Genomic DNA, 16,813 nt, shown 5'->3' with positions numbered 1-16,813 from the left:
CTTCACGGTCGGCCCGGCCCCAACGTAGCAGGGCGGCCGGCGAACCAGCCGGCCACGATCTGCACCGCCAGCACCCCCAGCGCCACCGTGAGCGGCACGTTCCAGCCGCCGGACAGCTCGCGCAGGTAGCCGAAGAGCAGCGGGCCGAGCGCGGCGATCACGTACCCGACCGACTGGGCCACGGCCGACAGCGCCGTCACCGCGGCCGGGTCCGCCGGGCGCAGCGCGATGATGAGCAGCGCGAGCGCGAACGACGCGCCCTGCCCGAGCCCGAGGACGATCATCCACAGCCACGGGAGGGTCGTCGGCGCCAGCAGCACGCCGAGGTAGCCGAGCACGGTCAGCACGCCCGAAGCCACCACGTACGGCACCTGCGAGGCCCGCCGCCCGGCCAGCACGGGGACCGCGAGCGAGGCGGCGACCTGCACCAGGTTCGTCAGGCTGAGCAGGTAGCCGGCCTGCTCGGCGGGCACGCCCCGCTCCATGAAGATCGTCGGCAGCCAGGCCAGGACGACGTAGAAGGTGAGGGACTGCAGGCCCATGAGCGCGGTGACGTACCAGGTGACGCGGCTGCGCAGCACCGTGCGGAAGGGGCGGGGGCCGCTCGGCTGAGGGGGCTGCGCGCGCAGCGCCTGCGGCAGCCAGAGCAGCGCCGCCAGCAGGGCGGGCACGGCCAGCAGCGCCGTCACCCCGCGCCAGCTGAACCCGGTGAGCCGCTCGACCGGGATCACCGCCGCCGAGGCGATGGCCGCGCCGGCCACCACGGCGGAGACGTAGACGCCGGTCATCACGTTGATCCGGGTCGGGAAGTGCTGCTTGACGACGCCGGGCATGGAGACGTTCATGACGGCGATCGCGGTGGCGGCCAGCGCCGAGCCGAGGTAGAGCATCGGCGCGCCGTCGAGCCCGCGCAGCGTCACGCCGCAGGCGATCACGAGCAGGCCCGCCAGCAGCGTGCGGTCGAGCCCGATCCGCCGCGCCAGCACGGGCGCCACCGAGCCGAACACGCCCAGGCAGACCACCATCACCGTGGTGATCGCGCCGCCGCCCGCGGGCGAGAGGCCCACGTCGCCCATGATCTCGTCGAGGAGGGGGGAGACGCCCGCGATGGCCGGGCGCAGGTTGAGCGCGGCCAGCACGAACCCGGCCACGAGCACCACAGATCGCAACGACATAAGCGTCCACTCTCGCACACGCCCTGACAGCGTTGTCCGCCCCCGTACGGTGAGACATGATCCAGGCGTGAGACCGACGATGAAGGACGTCGCCACGGCGGCGGGGGTGGCGCTGAAGACCGTGTCGCGGGTGGTCAACGGCGAGCCCGGCGTCCATCCGGCCACGGCCGAGCGGGTGCGCGCGGCCATCGACCGGCTGGGTTACCGCCGCAACGAGAGCGCGCGGGTGCTGCGCAGGGGCAGGACCGCGACGATCGGGCTGGTCATCGAGGACGTCGCCGATCCGTTCTACGCGGGACTCAGCCGGGCCGTCGAGGACGTCGCGATCGCGCACGACTGCCTGCTGCTCAGCGGCTCGTCCGGGGAGGAGCCGGGGCGCGAGCGCGAGCTGGTCGAGACGTTCTGCGCGCGGCGGGTGGACGGGATCGTCGTCGTGCCGGCCGGGGCCGACCACGGCTATCTGCGGCCGGAGCTGGACGCGGGCACGAAGGTGGTCTTCGCCGACCGGCCGCCGGGGGCGGGGCTGGACGCCGACACCGTGCTCGCCGACAACGCGGGCGGGGCCGGGCGGGCCGTAGGCCACCTGCTCGGGCAGGGGCACGAGCGGGTCGCGTTCGTCGGGGACGCCCCGGCCATCTACACCGCCGCCGAGCGCCACCGCGGCTACCGGGACGCGCTGGGCGACCGGTACGACCCCCGCCTGGTCGCGATGCGGCCGCCCGCCGAGGAGGCGATGCGGGCGGACCTGGAGCGCATGTTCGCCCTGGACCGGCCGCCCACCGCGCTCTTCACGGGCAACGGGCGCTGCACGGTGACGGCGCTGCGGGCGCTCGCCGGGCGGAAGGTGGCGCTGGTGGGCTTCGACGACTTCGAGCTGGCCGACCTGCTGCGGCCAGGGGTGACGGTCGTGGCGCAGGACCCGGCGTGGATGGGACGGGTGGCGGCCGAGCTCCTGTTCCGCCGCCTGCTCGGCGACGAGGGCCCGCCGGAGCACATCCGGCTCCCGGTCCGCCTCATCCCACGCGGCTCGGGCGAGCTTCCGCCGTGAGTGCTCAGCGCGCGCGGCTCGGGCGAACTTTCCCCATGAGCGCTCAGCCCGCGTGACTCGGGCGAGCTTCCCTCATGAGTGCTCAGCGCGCGTGACTCGGGCGAGGTTCCGCCTTGAGTGCCGGCGGGCGCAGGATGCCGGTGAGGGCCAGGGCCACCAGGATGCCCGCGACGCCCGCGACCGCGATGGCCGTCCCGGGGCCGGCGGCCTCGCCAAGCGCGCCGACGGCCGCCGCGCCCAGCGCCTGCCCCGTCATCAGCCCCGCCGACTGCAGCCCGAACGCCTGCCCGCGCGTCTCCTCCGGCACCACGTCCACGAACCGCCGCTGCAGCCCGAGCTGGTACGCCAGCCCCGCCGCCCCCAGCGCGGCCAGCACCGCGGCCCAGCCCACGCCGGGCGCGAGCGCGAAGCCCACCCAGGGCGCCCCGAGCAGCACCGCGAGCGGCAGCGACAGCCGTTCGCGCAGCTCTGGACGGGCGAAGCGGCCCACCACGAACTCGCTCACCGCCATCCCGCCCGCGGCCGCCGCCAGCACCATCCCGGCCTGGCCCTCGCCGCCGAGGTAGGGCACGACCATGGCCTCGGCCCCGGCCACGCACACGCACGGCAGCCATTGGGCGAGCAGCAGTCCCCGTACCCGCCGGTCGCCGACCAGCCGCCGGTTCACCCGCAGCGTCTCGCGCACCGCGTCGCCCCACCCGGACAGCACCCGCCCGGCCTCCCGGACGACCCGGGCCGGCCGGTGCGGCAGGCCCACGCGCAGCACCACGGCCGCCACGACGGACAGCGCCGACGTGACGGCCAGCCCCCCGGACGGCCCGGTGACCGCCAGGAACGCGCCCCCGGCCGCGAGCCCCACGATCTGCGCGCTCGCCGAGGCCACGTTGAGCACCGACCGCCCCAGCACGAACGCGTCCCCGGGCAGCACCTCCGGCAACATGGCCGCCCGCGCCGCCATGAACACCGGCGAGAACAGCCCGGTGGCCAGCACGAGCGCCAGCAGCGCCCACACCGGCAGCTCCGCGTACGCCAGCACCAGGCAGGTCACCGCCCGCACCACCTCGCCGGCGATCATCAGCGCCCGCGGCGCGACCCGGTCGGCCAGCGACAGCAGGAACAGCCCGCCCACGATGAACGGCAGCCACCCCGCCATGTACGCCGCCGCCGACAACCCCGCCGACCCGGTCCGCGCGTACACCAGCACGGACAGCGCCAGCATCTTGACCACGTCCCCGGCGATGAGCAGCACGAAGCTGCCGAACAGCACCCGGAACTCCTTGACGGCGAACACCTCGCCGAACGTCGCGCCCTTCACCCGACCGATGGTGCGGACCGCACCGCCACTCGCGCGACTTCTTCGGATATAACCGAAAGGTGCCGGTGCGCATCGACGTGACCTCGCAGGACCTGATGGCCAGCAGGTTCGCCATCTCCCCGCTGATCGAGACCATGCACGCCCAGTGGATGCTGGCCGGGCGCGTCCAGGCGGGCCCGCACGCGGAGTGGGTGGAGCGGTGGCGGGGCACGTACGCGCGGCTCGCCGCCCGCTACCCGGCGCTGCGGGCCGCGGCCGCGGTCAGCGGCAACATCGGGGCGGCGAACGTCGACTTCATCGCCCCTCCCCCGACCGCCGTGGACGTCGCCTTCGCCGACGAGCTGGCCGCCGTGCGCGCCACCCCGGTCGCGCGGGCGCACGCCGAGATCGAGCGGGTGCTGGCCCAGCGCCCGCCGGTCACCGGCTGGGTACGGCACCTGCTGCTCGGCCCGGAGGTGGTGGAGCTGTTCGCGGAGGCGTACGAGGCGCTGTGGACCGACATCCTCGTCCACGACTGGGCGCGCCTCCACGCGATCCTGCAGCGGGACGTGGCCTACCGGGCGGGCCGGCTGGCCGCCTACGGCTGGGCGGCGGCCCTGGACGACCTCAGCCCCCGGGTCCGGTGGCGGCGGAGCGGGCACATCGAGGTGCGGATGCTCTCCGGGCGCGAGGAGCGGCACGACCTCGGGGGCAGGGGCCTGCTGTTCCTGCCGTCGGCGTTCATGACGTCCATCGCCACCTATCTGGACGAGTCGTGGCCGTACGCGCTGCTCTATCCCGCGCGCGGGCTGGGCGCGGCGCCGCCCCGGGCCGACGCCGGCCTGGCGCTGCTGATCGGCCGCAGCCGGGCCCGCATCCTCGCCGAGCTGGCCGAGCCCGCGACCACCACGCAGCTCGCCGCGCTGCTGGGCCAGAGCCCCGGCACGACGGGCGAGCACATCGCGGCCCTGCGCCGCACCGGCCTGATCGCGGGGGCCCGCGTGGGCCGCGGGGTCCTCTACACCCGAACGCCGCTCGGCGACGCTTTGATCAACGGCTAGCCTGGGACATCAAAGGTATGCTCGTTGAGCATCAGTTCTGCAAACCTGTTCAAGGAGGGCGCATGAACGCCGCCGACGCCGCCCCCGACACCCAGCAGGCCAGGTTCCCGCACGAGCTGATGTACGCGGCGGCGCAGCAGTACTACCTGGAGGACGCCACCCAGGGCGACATCGCCAAGCGGCTCGGCGTCTCCCGCGCGACCGTGAGCCGGCTGCTCACCGAGGCCCGCAGGCAGGGCATCGTCGAGATCAGGGTGCACCGCCCCGACACCATGGCCGACGGCCCGCTGGCCGACGAGGTGGCTCAGGCGCTCGACCTGCGCCGGGTCCACCTGGTGCCCAAGGTCAGCGGCCCGGCGCTCGGCCCGTGGCTCGCGCCCGGGGTGGCCCGCGCCCTCGCCGGCGTGGGGCTGGAGTCGGGCGACGTCGTGCTGGTCGCCTCCGGCACCACCGTGTACGAGTGCGCCCGCGAAGGGCTCGGCCAGTTCCCCGGCGTCACGATCGCCCCGGCCGTCGGCGGCCAGGAGGAGCCGCAGCCCTGGTTCCAGACCAACGAGACCACCCGCATCCTGGCCGAGCGCGTCGGCGGCGTGCCCGCCTACCTCTACGCGCCCGCGCTGCCCGGCCCCGAGCTGTTCTACTCGCTGCAGCACGAGCCGTCCGTGCGCCGGGTAATGGACCTGTGGGCGCGGGCCAAGTGCGCGCTGGTCGGGGTCGGCTCGGCGCCGCTCATGCGGCAGATGGTGCCCTCGCTCATGCCGCGCGACGCCGAGAGCCTGCGCCGGGCCGTGGGCGACGTGTGCATGCGGGTCTACGACCGCGACGGCGAGCCGGTGACGTACCCGGGGAGCGAGCGGCTGGTGGCCGCCAAGCCCGAGGAGCTGCGCCGCATCCCGTCCGTCATCGCGGTCGCGGTGGGCGCGGAGAAGGTCCTGTCGATCGTGGCCGGCGCCAGGGGCGGCTACTTCAACGAGCTCGTCACGGACACCCCGACGGCCGAAGGGCTCGTGGCCGCCGCCCACCAGCTCTAGCCGCTGAACATGTGTGCTGGACAAAGTTTCTGACTGCACGCTAACGTCGTCGCGTGAGCAGCGAGGGCAGGACCTGATGGCGGTCGTCTGCGTGGACGCCGGCACCACGGTCATCAAGGCGGTCGCCTACGACCACACCGGCGCGGAGTCGGCGCTCGCCCGCCGCGCCACCGCCGTCTCGCGCCCCGCCCCCGGCCACGCCGAGCAGGACATGGGCGCGGTCTGGGACGCGGTCGCGGCCACGGTGCGCGAGGTGGCCGCCGCCGTCGCCGAGCCGGTCGAGCTGGTCGCCGTTACCGCCCAGGGCGACGGCTGCTGGCTCGTGGACGCGGGCGGCGAGCCGACGGGACCCGCCGTCCTCTGGAACGACGCCCGCGCCGCCGCCACGGTCGACGCCTGGACCCGCGACGGCCTGGCCGCCGCGGCCTTCAAGATCAACGGCTCCTCGGCCGCCTCCGGGCTGCCGCACGCCGTCCTGTCCTGGCTGCGCGCCCACGACCCGGCCAGGCTCGACCGGTCGGCCGCCCTGCTCACCTGCGGCGGCTGGATCTGGTCGCGGCTCACCGGGGAGCTCGCGGCCGAGGAGTCCGACGCCTCGGCGCCGTTCATGGACCTGCGGGCGCGGGCGTACGCGCCGGAGCTGCTGAGCCTGTTCGGCATGGAGTGGGCCGGACGGCTGCTGCCGCCGGTGCGCTCCTGCCCGGTCGCCGGGCTCACGCGGCGGGCCGCCGACGCGCTCGGCCTGCGTGCCGGCGTTCCCGTGGTGATGGCGCCGTACGACATCGTCACGACCGCGCTCGGCGCGGGCGCGGTCGCTCCCGGGCAGGCGTGCGCCATCCTCGGCACCACCCTGTGCACCGAGGTCGTCGCCGAGTCCCCGGCGCTGGACGGCGAGCCGACCGGCATCACGATCGCGCTGCCCGGCGGCTACCTGCGGGCCTTCCCCACGTTCGCCGGGACCGAGGTGGTGCAGTGGACCTGCCGCCTGCTGGGCCTCGGCGGCCCGGAGGAGCTGGGCGAGCTGGCCGGGCGGAGCGAGCCCGGCGCGGGCGGGCTCGCGTTCCTGCCCTACCTGTCGCCGGCCGGGGAGCGGGCGCCGTTCTCCGACCCGCTGGCGCGCGGCGCGCTGCTGGGCCTGTCGTTCGAGCACGGGCCCGAGCAGATCGCGCGGGCCGCGCTCGAAGGGCTCACCCTGGTCATCCGCGACTGCCTGGCCGCCACCGGCACGGACCCCGGCGAGCTGCGGGTGTGCGGCGGCGGCTCGGCCAGCACCACCTGGCTCGGCCTGATCGCCGACGTCACCGGGCTGCCCGTGCGGCGGCCGGCCGACGCCGAGGTGGGGGCGCGGGGCGCGTACGTGGCGGCGCTGGCGGCCACGGGAGCGGCCCCGTCGCTCGCCGCGGCGGCGGCCGAGCACGTACGCCTGCGCGACGCCGTCGAGCCCCACCCGGCCCGCCGCGCCCGCTACGACCGGTTGTTCGAGGACTTCCTGACGCTCCGCGCGGGCCAGGCGGACGCCTGGCCGCTGCTGGCCGAGATGCGGGGCCGGGCATGAGCGTGTGGATCGGCGTCGACCTCGGCACACAGAGCGTGCGCGCCCTGGTCGTCGGCGGCGACGGCGAGGTGGCCGGCGCCGCCGCCCGCCCGCTCACCAGCCGGCGCGAAGGACCCCGCCACGAGCAGGACCCCGAGCAGTGGTGGCGCGAGCTGGCCGCCGCCACCCGCGAGGCGCTGGCCGGCGTGGCCCCTGAGCGGGTGCGGGGCGTGGCGGTCGCCGCGACCAGCGGGACGATCCTGCTCACCGACGCGGCCGGCCGCCCGCTGACGCCCGCCCTCATGTACGACGACCGCCGCGCCTCCGCCGAGCGCGCCAACGAGGCGGGCGCGGCCGTGTGGGAGCGCCTGGGCTACCGGCGCATGCAGCCCAACTGGGCGCTGCCGAAGCTGCTCTGGCTGCTCCGCGACGCCCCGGCGGGCGCCCGCGCCGCCCACCAGAGCGACTTCGTCAACCGGCGGCTGGTCGGCCACGAGGTCGCCATCGACCTCGGCAACGCGCTCAAGACCGGCGTGGACCTCGAAGCCGAACGCTGGCCGGACGAGGTGCTGGACCTGCTGCCCCCGGGCGTGCTGCCCGAAGTGGTCCGGCCCGGCGCGCTCCTCGGCACGGTCTGCGCCGAGGCCGCCGCAGAGACCGGCATCCCGGCCGGCACGCCGGTGGTCGCGGGCTCCACGGACGGCTGCGCGGCCCAGCTCGGCGCGGGCGCGACCCGCGTCGGGAGCTGGAACTCGGTGCTCGGCACCACGCTGGTGCTGAAGGGCGTGACCGAGGAGCTGATCCACGACCCGCTCGGCGTCGTCTACTCCCACCGCGCCCCCGACGGCTCCTGGCTGCCGGGCGGCGCGTCCAGCACGGGCGCGGGGGTCCTGTCCCGCGACCTGCCGGGGCGCGACCTCGACGCGCTCAGCGCGGCGGCCGCCCGCAGGGAGCCGGTCCCCGCCGTGACCTATCCGCTCGTCTCGCGCGGGGAGCGCTTCCCGTTCGACGCGCCCGCCGCCGAGGCGTTCACGCTGGGCGAGCCCGCCGACGACGTCGAACGGTACGCCGCGATCCTGCTCGGCGCGGCGTTCGTCGAACGGCTGTGCTTCGACTACCTGGACCTGCTCGGCGCGCCCGTGGACGGCGAGATCATCCTCACCGGCGGAGCCACGCGCAGCGACCACTGGACCCGGCTGCGCGCGGACGTCCTCGGACGTCCCGTGACGCTGCGCGAGAACGCCGAGCCCGCGCTCGGCATGGCCGTGCTGGCCGGCGGCGACCCGGCCCGCATGATCAGGACCAGGGCCGTGGTCGAGCCGTCCGGGGCCGGGCGGCCGGAGCTCTACCTGCGGTTCGTCGCCGAGCTCGAACGGCGCGGCTGGCTGGACCCCCACGTCGCCGCACACGCCCGCGAGAGGACCACCCGATGACCGATCTCGTGCTCGTCCGCCACGGCGAGACCGTCTGGCACGCCGAGAACCGCTACGCGGGCGTCAGCGACGTCGAGCTGACCCCGCGCGGCCACGAGCAGGCGGCCGCGCTCGCCGAGTGGGCCGCGGACGCGGGTCTGACGGCCGTCCTCGCCTCCACGCTCAGCCGAGCCGTGATCACCGCCACCGCCGCCGCCGAACGGGCCGGCCGCGAGCTGCGCACCGACGCGCGCCTCGTGGAGCTGGACTTCGGCCAGGGCGAGGGGCTGACCTCGGCGGAGATGGCGGCGCGCTTCCCCGAGGCGCGGGCCGCGTTCGAGGCCGACCCGGCCGCGCATCCGCTGCCCGGCGGCGAGGACCCGCGCGCCGCCGCCGAACGGTTCGTGGCCGCGCTGCGGGACGCCGCGGCGGCGCACCCCGGCGGGCGGGTGCTGGTCGTGGCGCACACGACGGCGATCAGGCTGGCGCTCTGCGCGCTGATCGGGGTGCCGCTCGGCGAGTACCGGCGGCTGTTCCCGCGCCTGGACAACTGCGCACTGACCGAGCTGCGGCTCCGCGACGACGGACGGCCCGCACTGCTTCACTACAACTGCCCGATGGGAGCCGTTCGTTGACCATCCGAGTCCTTGCCGCAGGTGACCACTTCGTCACCAACCGCCTGCTGGTGGACGCGCTGCGGCGCGAGGTCCCCGGCGAGGTGGACGTCCGCGAGCTGACGCTGCCGTGGCCGGTGGTGCCGTTCGGCCGCGTCGGCGAGGTGGACGAGGCGTCGGACGTCGAGGACGAGCTGATCGAGGCGCTGCGCGACGTCGAGGTCTGCGTGACCCAGATGGCCCCGCTGACCAAGCGCGTCCTCGACGCCTCCCCCGCCCTGCGGCTGTTCTGCGTCAGCAGGGGCGGTCCTGTGAACGCCAACCTGGAGGCGGCGGCGCGGGCCGGGGTCCGGGTGACGTTCGCGCCGGGCCGCAACGCGGTGGCCACCGCCGAGCACACGCTCGCCATGCTGCTCGCCGCGACCCGCCGCATCCCCCGGACCCACGCCGACCTGGCGGGGGGCGTGTGGCGCGGCGACTACTACACCTACGACAACGTGGGGCCCGAGCTGGAGGGCGGCACGGTCGGCCTGATCGGCTATGGCGCGATCGGGCGCCGGGTGGCCAGGATGCTGGAGGGGTTCGGGGCCGAGGTGCTGGTGCACGACCCGTACGTGGACGTCCCCGGCAAGGTGGAGCTGCCGGAGCTGCTGCGCCGCTCGCGCTTCGTCTCCCTGCACGCCCGCGCCACCGCCGAGACCGCCGGCCTGATCGGCGCGGCCGAGATCGCCGCCATGCCGCCGGGGTCGGTGCTGGTCAACTGCGCGCGCGGCGCGCTGCTCGACTACGACGCGCTCTGCGACGCGCTGGAGTCCGGCCACCTGTTCGGCGCCGCGATGGACGTCTTCCCCGAGGAGCCGATCCCCGAGGGCTCGCGCCTGCTCACGGCGCCGAACCTGGTCATGACCCCGCACCTGGCCGGGGCGAGCAAGGAGACGGCGGCGAAGGCCGCCGCGATCGTCGCGGCCGACGTGGCCCGCTACGTCCGCGGCGAACCCCTCCTCCACGTCGCCAATCCCTGAGCTAACCCTTGAGCGCCCCCGCCATGAGCCCGCGCATGAAGAACCGGCCCAGCAGGACGTAGATCACCATCGTGGGGATCGACGCCAGGATCGCCGCCGCCATCTGCTGGCTGTACGGGGTGGCCTGCGCGCCCGCGATGTTGTTGAGCATCACGGTCGTCGGCCAGCTCGTCGGCCCGGTGAGGAAGACGGCGAACAGGAAGTCGTTCCACAGCGAGGTGAACTGCCAGATGACGACCACCGCGATCGCGGGCCCGGACACCGGCAGCACCACCGACCGGTACGCCCGCAGCATCCCGGCCCCGTCCACCCGCGCGGCCTCGATGAGCGTGGTGGGGATCGTCACGTAGTAGTTGCGGAAGATCAGCGTGCAGATCGGGATGCCGTAGACGACGTGGGCGAGCACCAGGCCCGGGATGCCGCCGTAGAACACGCCGTCCAGCCCGGTCAGGTCGTTGAGCCCGACGAGGAGCTGCACCAGCGGGATCATCACCCCCTGGTACGGGATGAACATCCCGAACAGGAACAGCGTGAACAGCACGTCCGCCCCGGGAAAGCGCCACTTCGACAGCACGTAGCCGTTCATGGAGCCGAGCGCGCACGACAGCAGCGAGCCCGGCACGGCCAGCAGCACGCTGTTCCACAGCCCAGGGGCGAGCTTCTCCCACGCCACCCGCCACGCCTCGACCGTCCACGTCCGCGGCAGGTTCCACGCCTGGCTCGGGTCGGCCTCGGTGAGCGGCTTGAAGCTGGTGACCAGCAGCACGTAGATCGGGATGAGGAAGACCACCACGAACAGGCACAGCACGCCGAACCGCGTCCACCGGAACACCGCTCCCCGCCGCCCGGCCACCGCCGTCATGACGTCCTCTCCTTGCGTACGGACCAGATGAGGTACGGGATCACGAAGATCGCCACGCTCACCACGATGTAGGCCGCGATCGTGGCCCCCTTGGCCGGGTCGTGGGAGTCGAAGACCGCCACCCACATGAAGACCGCCGGCACGTCGGTGATGATCTGCTTGCCGGACACCGCCACGATCAGGTCGAAGACCTTGAGCGAGATGTGCCCCAGGATGATCAGCGCCGACAGCAGCACCGGCCGCAGCAGCGGCAGCACGACGTGGCGGTAGACGCCCCACTCGGTGCAGCCGTCCACCCGCGCCGCCTCGCGCAGCTCCTCGGGCACGCCGCGGAAGCCGGCGAGGAACAACGCCATGATGTATCCGGACATCTGCCAGATCGCCGGCAGCGCCATCGCGGCCATGCCCCAGTCCTGGTCACGGAACCACTGCCACTCCGGCAGTCCCAGGTAGCCGAACAGCCGGTTGAGCCCGACGGCCCGCTCCCCCGTCCCCGAGTTCATCAGCCACCGCCACACGATGCCGGTGGCCACGAACGAGATCGCCATGGGGAACAGGTAGATCGCCCGGAACGTCCCCTCGCCCCTGATCCCCTTCTCCATGAGGAACGCCAGCAGCCAGCCGAGCAGCAGCGCCCCCAGCACGAACACGATCGTGAACTGGATCGTGTGGTTCACGGACAGGTGCCAGCGGGGCTGGTCCCAGATGTCGACGAAGTTCTTCAGCCCCACGAACTCGCCCTCGGCCACCTGGCTGTGCTTGTCGGTCATGGCGAGCTGGAAGTTCCAGCCCAGCAGGCCGTACACGAAGACGCCGATCAGGATGATCGACGGGGTGACGAGGAGCAGCCCGGGCAGCCACGTACGCGCCCGCCTCACGATTCTTCCCTCCAGGGACGCGACGGCCGGCCGGGCCGCCGCGTCCCGCTCGATACGCCGATGAGAGTTATTGGGCGTTGGCCGTGGCCGCGTCGGCGAGCCCCTGCTGGAGGGCCTTGACGTCCTTGCTGCTGATGTAGAGCCCGACCGCCTCGGTGATGGCGGCCAGCCACGGCTGGTTCACCGAGACGCCGTGCTGGACCGAGCCGGCCAGCTTGTCGCCCGACCAGTCCTTCAGCGCGTCGGCCAGGTAGTCGGTGTAGAGGGACTTGTCGGCGTCGGTGCGCGCCGGGATGGAGCCCTTCTTCGGGTTGAAGGCGTCCTGTCCCTCCTTGCTGGCCGCGACCTTGAGCCAGGCGATGGCCCCGTCGCGGTGCTTGGCGCCCTTGGGCAGGGTGAAGCTGTCGGACAGCCAGAGGTAGGTGCCCTCGGTGCCGGGGGCCGGGGCCCAGTCGAAGTCCGTCTTCGAGGTCTTGCCGAGGCCGCCCTCGGGCGGGTTGTGGAAGTAGCCGTAGGCCCAGTCGCCCATGATGTTGAACGCGGCCTGGCCGTCGGCCACCTGCTTGGCCGCGGGCTGCCAGTCGTCCTGCGGGTCGCCCGCGTACGACATGATCTTGTTGAAGCTCTCCAGGGCCTTGGCCACCTCGGGCCCGGCCCAGTTGCCGCCCGGCTTGAACAGCGCGTTGTAGGCGTCGGTGCCGAGGCTGCCGAGCAGGACGTTCTCCAGCAGGTGGGTGACGGTCCACTCCGAGCCGATGGACAGCGGGATCTTGCCCGTGGCCTTGACCTTCTCCAGCGCCGCGATGAACTCCTCGATCGTCTTCGGCGCGGCGGCGACGCCCGCCTCCTTGAGCACGGCCGGGTTGAACCAGAGCACGTTGGAGCGGTGGATGTTCACCGGCACCGAGTAGATCTTGCCGTCCACGCTGATCTGGTCCACGAGCTGCTGCGGGAAGACGTCCTTGAGCTTCAGCTCGTCGTAGAGGAAGGTGAGGTCCTCCAGGTTGCCCGCCTTGATGTAGCCCTGCAGCTCGGCGCCCGCGTGGCCCTGGAAGGTGTCCGGCGGCTGGCCGGCCTGGAGCTTGGACTCCAGCAGCGCCTTGGCCTTGTCGCCGGAGCCGCCCGCCACGGCGGCGTCGAAGAAGGAGTAGGCGGTGTTCTGCTGCTCGAAGATCTTGCGCATCTCGGCGAGGCCGTCCGCCTCACCGGGCCCGGTCCACCAGGAGAAGACCTCGACCTGCTGCTTGCCGCCGCCGGCCGCGGGCGGTTCGGAGGTCTCTCCTTCGCCGCCACCGCCGCCGCACGCGGCTAATCCCAGGACGCCCGCCATCATGATCGAGGCGGTTGCCAACCACCGTCGCATCGCACACCATCCCTTCGAAGTCCCCCGAAGCAGGTGATTCTTGACAACGTTGTCAACTGGGCTATCAACCCACTTCCCCCAACGGGACGTCAAGGGATGAGGTGGTAACAGCTCCGCATACTCCCCCTGACGCGGGCGCTTGTTCCTTGTCACTCCGGGGGGCGCGGCGCTCACGCTGGGCACACTTCCTGGCATGCCCGACGAGCCCCTGGAACTCGGCGAGATCTCCTTCTCGGACTGGCACGCCCACACCGGCAAACTGGCCGAGGTCGGCTTCCTCACCATCGCCAGGCGGCTGCCGTCGCTGGTGTCCCAGGCCATGAGCATCGCCTGGCGGGCGAGCCCGCGCGACACCGCGCTGGCGATCACGCTCAACCTGCTCGGCGGGGTGTTCACCGCGTTCGGGCTGCTCGCCACGACCGGCGTGCTCACCGCGCTGTTCAGCGCGGGCCCGACCGCCGACCGGGTGATGGCCGCGCTGCCCAGCCTGGCCCTGGTGGGCGCGGCGGCGGCGCTGCGCGCGGCCGTGCAGGCCGGCGCGGGCTGGGCGCAGGCCCGCCTCGACCCGCAGGTCAGCCGGCTCACCGAGGAGCGCCTGTACGGGCTGACCAGCCGCGTCGAGCTGGCCGCCTACGACGACCCCGACTTCCACGACGCGCTCCAGCGGGCCCGGCTGCGCGGCGTGGCCATGGCCGACTCGGTGGTGTCGGCGACCGTGGACGTGCTGACCGCCGCCGTCGGCATCGCCGCCGTGGCCGGCGTGCTCGGCGTGCTGCACCCGGTCCTGCTGCCGCTGCTCCTGCTGGCGGTGCTGCCGGACGCCTGGGCCATGGTCCGCAGCGCCAAGATGCGCTACGCCACCCTGTACGCCCTCATCCCCGCCGCCCGCCGCAAGTGGATCATCGGCGAGCTGCTGGCCGACCGCGACCCCGCGGCCGAGGTGCGCGCGTTCACCATGCGCGGCTTCCTGCTGCGCATGTACGACGCGGTCGCCAAGGTCGAGCAGGACGTGATGCTCGGGCTGGCCCGGCGGCAGACGTACGCGCGGGTCGCGGGCGAGGCGCTGAGCGGCCTCGGCGCCGGCGCGGTCTACGTCGCGCTCGGCGTGCTGCTCGCGATCGGCGCCATCCCGCTGGCCGTGGCGGGCACCGCGGTCCTCGCCATCCGGTCGGCCCAGCAGTCACTGGCCACCCTGATGTACGCCACCAACCGCCTCTACGAGGAGGGCCTGTACTTCACCGACTTCCTGGAGTTCTGCGCCGACGCCGAGCGCCGGGTGCCGGGCAGCCGGGCCACCCCGATGCCGGCCGGCTTCCAGCGCATCACCGCCGCGAACATCACCTTCACCTACCCCGGCGCCGAGGAGCCCGCGCTGCGCGAGGTCTCCGTCGAGATCAAGCGGGGCGAGATCATCGCGTTCGTCGGCGAGAACGGCTCGGGCAAGACCACCCTGTCCAAGATCCTGGCCGGCCTGTACGAGCCCGACTCCGGCACCGTCCGCTGGGACGACACCGACCTGCGCCTGGTGGACCCCGACGAGCTGCGCCTGCGCACCGCCGTGATCGCCCAGGACCACACCCGCTGGCCGCTCGCCGCCCGCTACAACATCACGATGGGCACCGACAAGGGCGAGCGGGCCCTGCACTCGGCGGCGACCGTGGCCGGGGCCGACGAGGTCATCGCCGGGCTGCCGCACGGCTACCGCACCCTGCTCGACCGCCGGTTCAAGGACGGCCACGAGCTGTCCGGCGGCCAGTGGCAGCGCATCGCCGTGGCCCGCGGCTTCCACCGCGACGCCGACCTGCTCATCTGCGACGAACCCACCGCCGCGCTCGACGCCCGCGCCGAGCACGCGCTGTTCGAGCGCATCCGCGGCCACGCCGACGGCCGTACGGTGCTGCTCATCACCCACCGCCTGGCCAGCGTCCGCTACGCCGACCGCATCTACGTGCTGGAGCACGGCCGGGTCACCGAGGAGGGCGACCACGACGCGCTCATGGCCAGGGGCGGGCTCTACGCCGACCTCTACAGCCTCCAGGCCACCGCCTACCGGTGATCATGAGAGGGCGGCCTGGATGACCGCCCGCGCGATCGTCGCCACGGCGGCGGCCCGCGCGCCCGGCCGCTCCAGCACCACCCCGACGGCCACCTCGGGCCGGTCCGCGGGCGCGAACGCGGTGACGAGCGCCTGCTCCTGATCCGGGGCCGCGGACTTCGCCGTCCTGGCGGCCACCTGGACCGCTGCCGGCGCCGCGCTCGTCCCCGTGCCGCCCGCCCGCGTCACCGTCGTCATCATCGCGGCCAGGTGCCTGGCCAGCGCCGGCGGCATCGCCACCCGCCACGGCGCGGGCGCGGACTGGTTGATCACCGAGCCGTCCGGCAGCCGTACCTCCTCCACCAGGTACGGCCGCATGAGCACCCCGCCGTTGGCCACCGCCGCCGACAGCATGGCGATCATGAGCGGCGTGGCGCGGTTGTCGTGGTGCCCGATGGCGGCGAGCGCCGTCTGCGCCCGGTCCATGCTCAGCGGATACCTGCTGGGCGTGGCCGGCAGCGGGATCGCGAGCGGCCCCGCGTTGAAGCCGAACGCCTCCGCCTGGTCGCGCAGCAGGTCCTGGCCGAGCTGCAGCCCGATGCCGGCGAAGGCGGTCTCGCAGGAGACCTGGAAGGCGTAGATGAGGGTCGGGTGGGCGTCGCCGCAGGTGGGGCTGTTGCGCACGGTCTGCCGCCCGCCAGGAAGGGACAGCAGCGCCGGCGCGTCGAGCAGGCTGGAGGGGGTGTACTCGCCCGAGGACAGCGCCGCCGCCGTGGTGACCAGCTTGAACGTGGCCCCCGGCGGATAGGGCCGGTTCAGCGCCCGGTTCAGCAGCGGCCGGCCGGGGTCCTCCCTGAGCCGCCGGCCGGTCGCGTCGAGCAGGTCCCGGTCGAAGGTGGTGAAGGCGTTCGGGTCGTACGACGGGTACGACGCCAGCGCCAGCACGGCCCCAGTCGCCGGGTGCAGCGCCACCACCGCCCCCGGCACCCCGGCCGCCCGCAGCCCCTCGTACGCCGCCCGCTGCGCCCGGTCGCTGATCGTGAGCCGGACGTCGGCCCCCTCGACCTCGCCCGCCCGCACCAGCGAGCGCACCTTGACCCGGGCGTCGGCGCCGGACAGCACGCCGTCCTCGGCCTGCTCCATGCCGGTGGCCCGCTGCAACGACAGATGGCCGGTGACGGCCGCGTAGACCGGCCCGTGCGGGTAGACCCGCCGGAACCGGTAGGGGCCGCCGCCGGACGGGCGGCTCACGGCGACGGGCGTGCCCTCGTAGGTGAGGATGTCGCCGCGCGGGTGGGAGTAACGCTCGATGAGCGGCCGCTCGTTCCTGCGGTCGGCGTTGAGCGCGGACGTGCCGAACGCCTGGATCACGGTGACCTGCCCCAGCAGCGCGAACAGCAGGCCGCCGCACATCAGGGCCACGCGGCCCACCGACTCGTTGATCCTCCCGGCCCGCGCTCCCGCCATAGCTCTCGTTTAACAGC

At 74.0% G+C, this 16,813-nt stretch carries 14 protein-coding genes; 8 read left to right on the top strand and 6 right to left on the bottom strand.

The window, feature by feature from the left end:
* Positions 1–2 precede the first annotated feature (2 nt).
* Entirely contained in the window at positions 3–1,175 is a 1,173-nt protein-coding gene (locus tag ACBR40_RS46190; RefSeq protein WP_371252859.1) for a CynX/NimT family MFS transporter, read from the bottom strand.
* Positions 1,176–1,242: 67 nt separating this feature from the next.
* Between ACBR40_RS46190 and ACBR40_RS46185 the strand changes: the two genes are divergently transcribed.
* Entirely contained in the window at positions 1,243–2,223 is a 981-nt protein-coding gene (locus ACBR40_RS46185) for a LacI family DNA-binding transcriptional regulator (protein WP_371252858.1), read from the top strand.
* Positions 2,224–2,305: 82 nt separating this feature from the next.
* Here the strand turns inward: ACBR40_RS46185 and ACBR40_RS46180 are convergent, their stop codons facing one another.
* The gene (locus ACBR40_RS46180; protein WP_364453879.1) at positions 2,306–3,538 is read right to left on the bottom strand and encodes an MFS transporter; all 1,233 of its coding nucleotides are present in this window, start codon (positions 3,536–3,538) and stop codon (positions 2,306–2,308) included.
* Positions 3,539–3,603: 65 nt separating this feature from the next.
* On the opposite strand from ACBR40_RS46180, the gene ACBR40_RS46175 reads away from it, so the two are divergent.
* The 6 genes from ACBR40_RS46175 (at position 3,604) to ACBR40_RS46150 (ending at position 10,191) form a co-directional block, all read left to right on the top strand.
* A complete protein-coding gene (locus ACBR40_RS46175) occupies positions 3,604–4,578 on the top strand; it encodes a DUF5937 family protein (RefSeq protein WP_344206537.1) in 975 nt (324 codons plus the stop codon).
* A gap of 62 nt (positions 4,579–4,640) precedes the next feature.
* Positions 4,641–5,609: a sugar-binding domain-containing protein gene (locus ACBR40_RS46170; protein ID WP_344206536.1), complete on the top strand. Its 969-nt coding sequence runs from the start codon at positions 4,641–4,643 to the stop codon at positions 5,607–5,609.
* A 76-nt stretch (positions 5,610–5,685) separates the two neighbouring features.
* Positions 5,686–7,164: an FGGY family carbohydrate kinase gene (locus tag ACBR40_RS46165; protein WP_371252857.1), complete on the top strand. Its 1,479-nt coding sequence runs from the start codon at positions 5,686–5,688 to the stop codon at positions 7,162–7,164.
* A complete protein-coding gene (locus ACBR40_RS46160) occupies positions 7,161–8,576 on the top strand; it encodes an FGGY-family carbohydrate kinase (protein ID WP_371252856.1) in 1,416 nt (471 codons plus the stop codon). The genes ACBR40_RS46165 and ACBR40_RS46160 overlap by 4 nt, the downstream gene beginning before the upstream one ends.
* Positions 8,573–9,190: a histidine phosphatase family protein gene (locus tag ACBR40_RS46155; RefSeq protein WP_344206533.1), complete on the top strand. Its 618-nt coding sequence runs from the start codon at positions 8,573–8,575 to the stop codon at positions 9,188–9,190. The genes ACBR40_RS46160 and ACBR40_RS46155 overlap by 4 nt, the downstream gene beginning before the upstream one ends.
* Positions 9,187–10,191, top strand: coding sequence for a 2-hydroxyacid dehydrogenase (locus ACBR40_RS46150; protein ID WP_371252855.1), 1,005 nt, complete (start codon positions 9,187–9,189; stop codon positions 10,189–10,191). Before ACBR40_RS46155 ends, ACBR40_RS46150 begins: the two co-directional genes overlap by 4 nt.
* Before the next feature lies 1 nt (position 10,192).
* Here the strand turns inward: ACBR40_RS46150 and ACBR40_RS46145 are convergent, their stop codons facing one another.
* From ACBR40_RS46145 to ACBR40_RS46135, 3 genes are all read right to left on the bottom strand, one after another.
* Positions 10,193–11,053, bottom strand: a complete 861-nt coding sequence (locus ACBR40_RS46145) for a carbohydrate ABC transporter permease (RefSeq protein WP_344206531.1) — start codon at positions 11,051–11,053, stop codon at positions 10,193–10,195.
* On the bottom strand, positions 11,050–11,931 hold the full coding sequence (locus ACBR40_RS46140) for a sugar ABC transporter permease (protein ID WP_344206530.1): 882 nt from the start codon (positions 11,929–11,931) through the stop codon (positions 11,050–11,052). The genes ACBR40_RS46145 and ACBR40_RS46140 overlap by 4 nt, the downstream gene beginning before the upstream one ends.
* A 67-nt stretch (positions 11,932–11,998) precedes the next feature.
* Positions 11,999–13,294, bottom strand: a complete 1,296-nt coding sequence (locus ACBR40_RS46135) for an ABC transporter substrate-binding protein (protein ID WP_371252854.1) — start codon at positions 13,292–13,294, stop codon at positions 11,999–12,001.
* Between the two features lie 193 nt (positions 13,295–13,487).
* Between ACBR40_RS46135 and ACBR40_RS46130 the strand changes: the two genes are divergently transcribed.
* The gene (locus ACBR40_RS46130; RefSeq protein ID WP_371252853.1) at positions 13,488–15,350 is read left to right on the top strand and encodes an ABC transporter ATP-binding protein; all 1,863 of its coding nucleotides are present in this window, start codon (positions 13,488–13,490) and stop codon (positions 15,348–15,350) included.
* Here the strand turns inward: ACBR40_RS46130 and ACBR40_RS46125 are convergent, their stop codons facing one another.
* Entirely contained in the window at positions 15,351–16,796 is a 1,446-nt protein-coding gene (locus ACBR40_RS46125; protein ID WP_371252852.1) for a penicillin-binding transpeptidase domain-containing protein, read from the bottom strand.
* Between the last annotated feature and the right edge of the window lie 17 nt (positions 16,797–16,813).

The sequence above is a fragment of the Nonomuraea sp. AD125B genome, from assembly GCF_041402765.1.
GTDB lineage: Bacteria > Actinomycetota > Actinomycetes > Streptosporangiales > Streptosporangiaceae > Nonomuraea > Nonomuraea bangladeshensis.
Note: the sequence above shows the minus strand (reverse complement) of the source record. Positions and strands in the feature narration are given on the sequence as shown.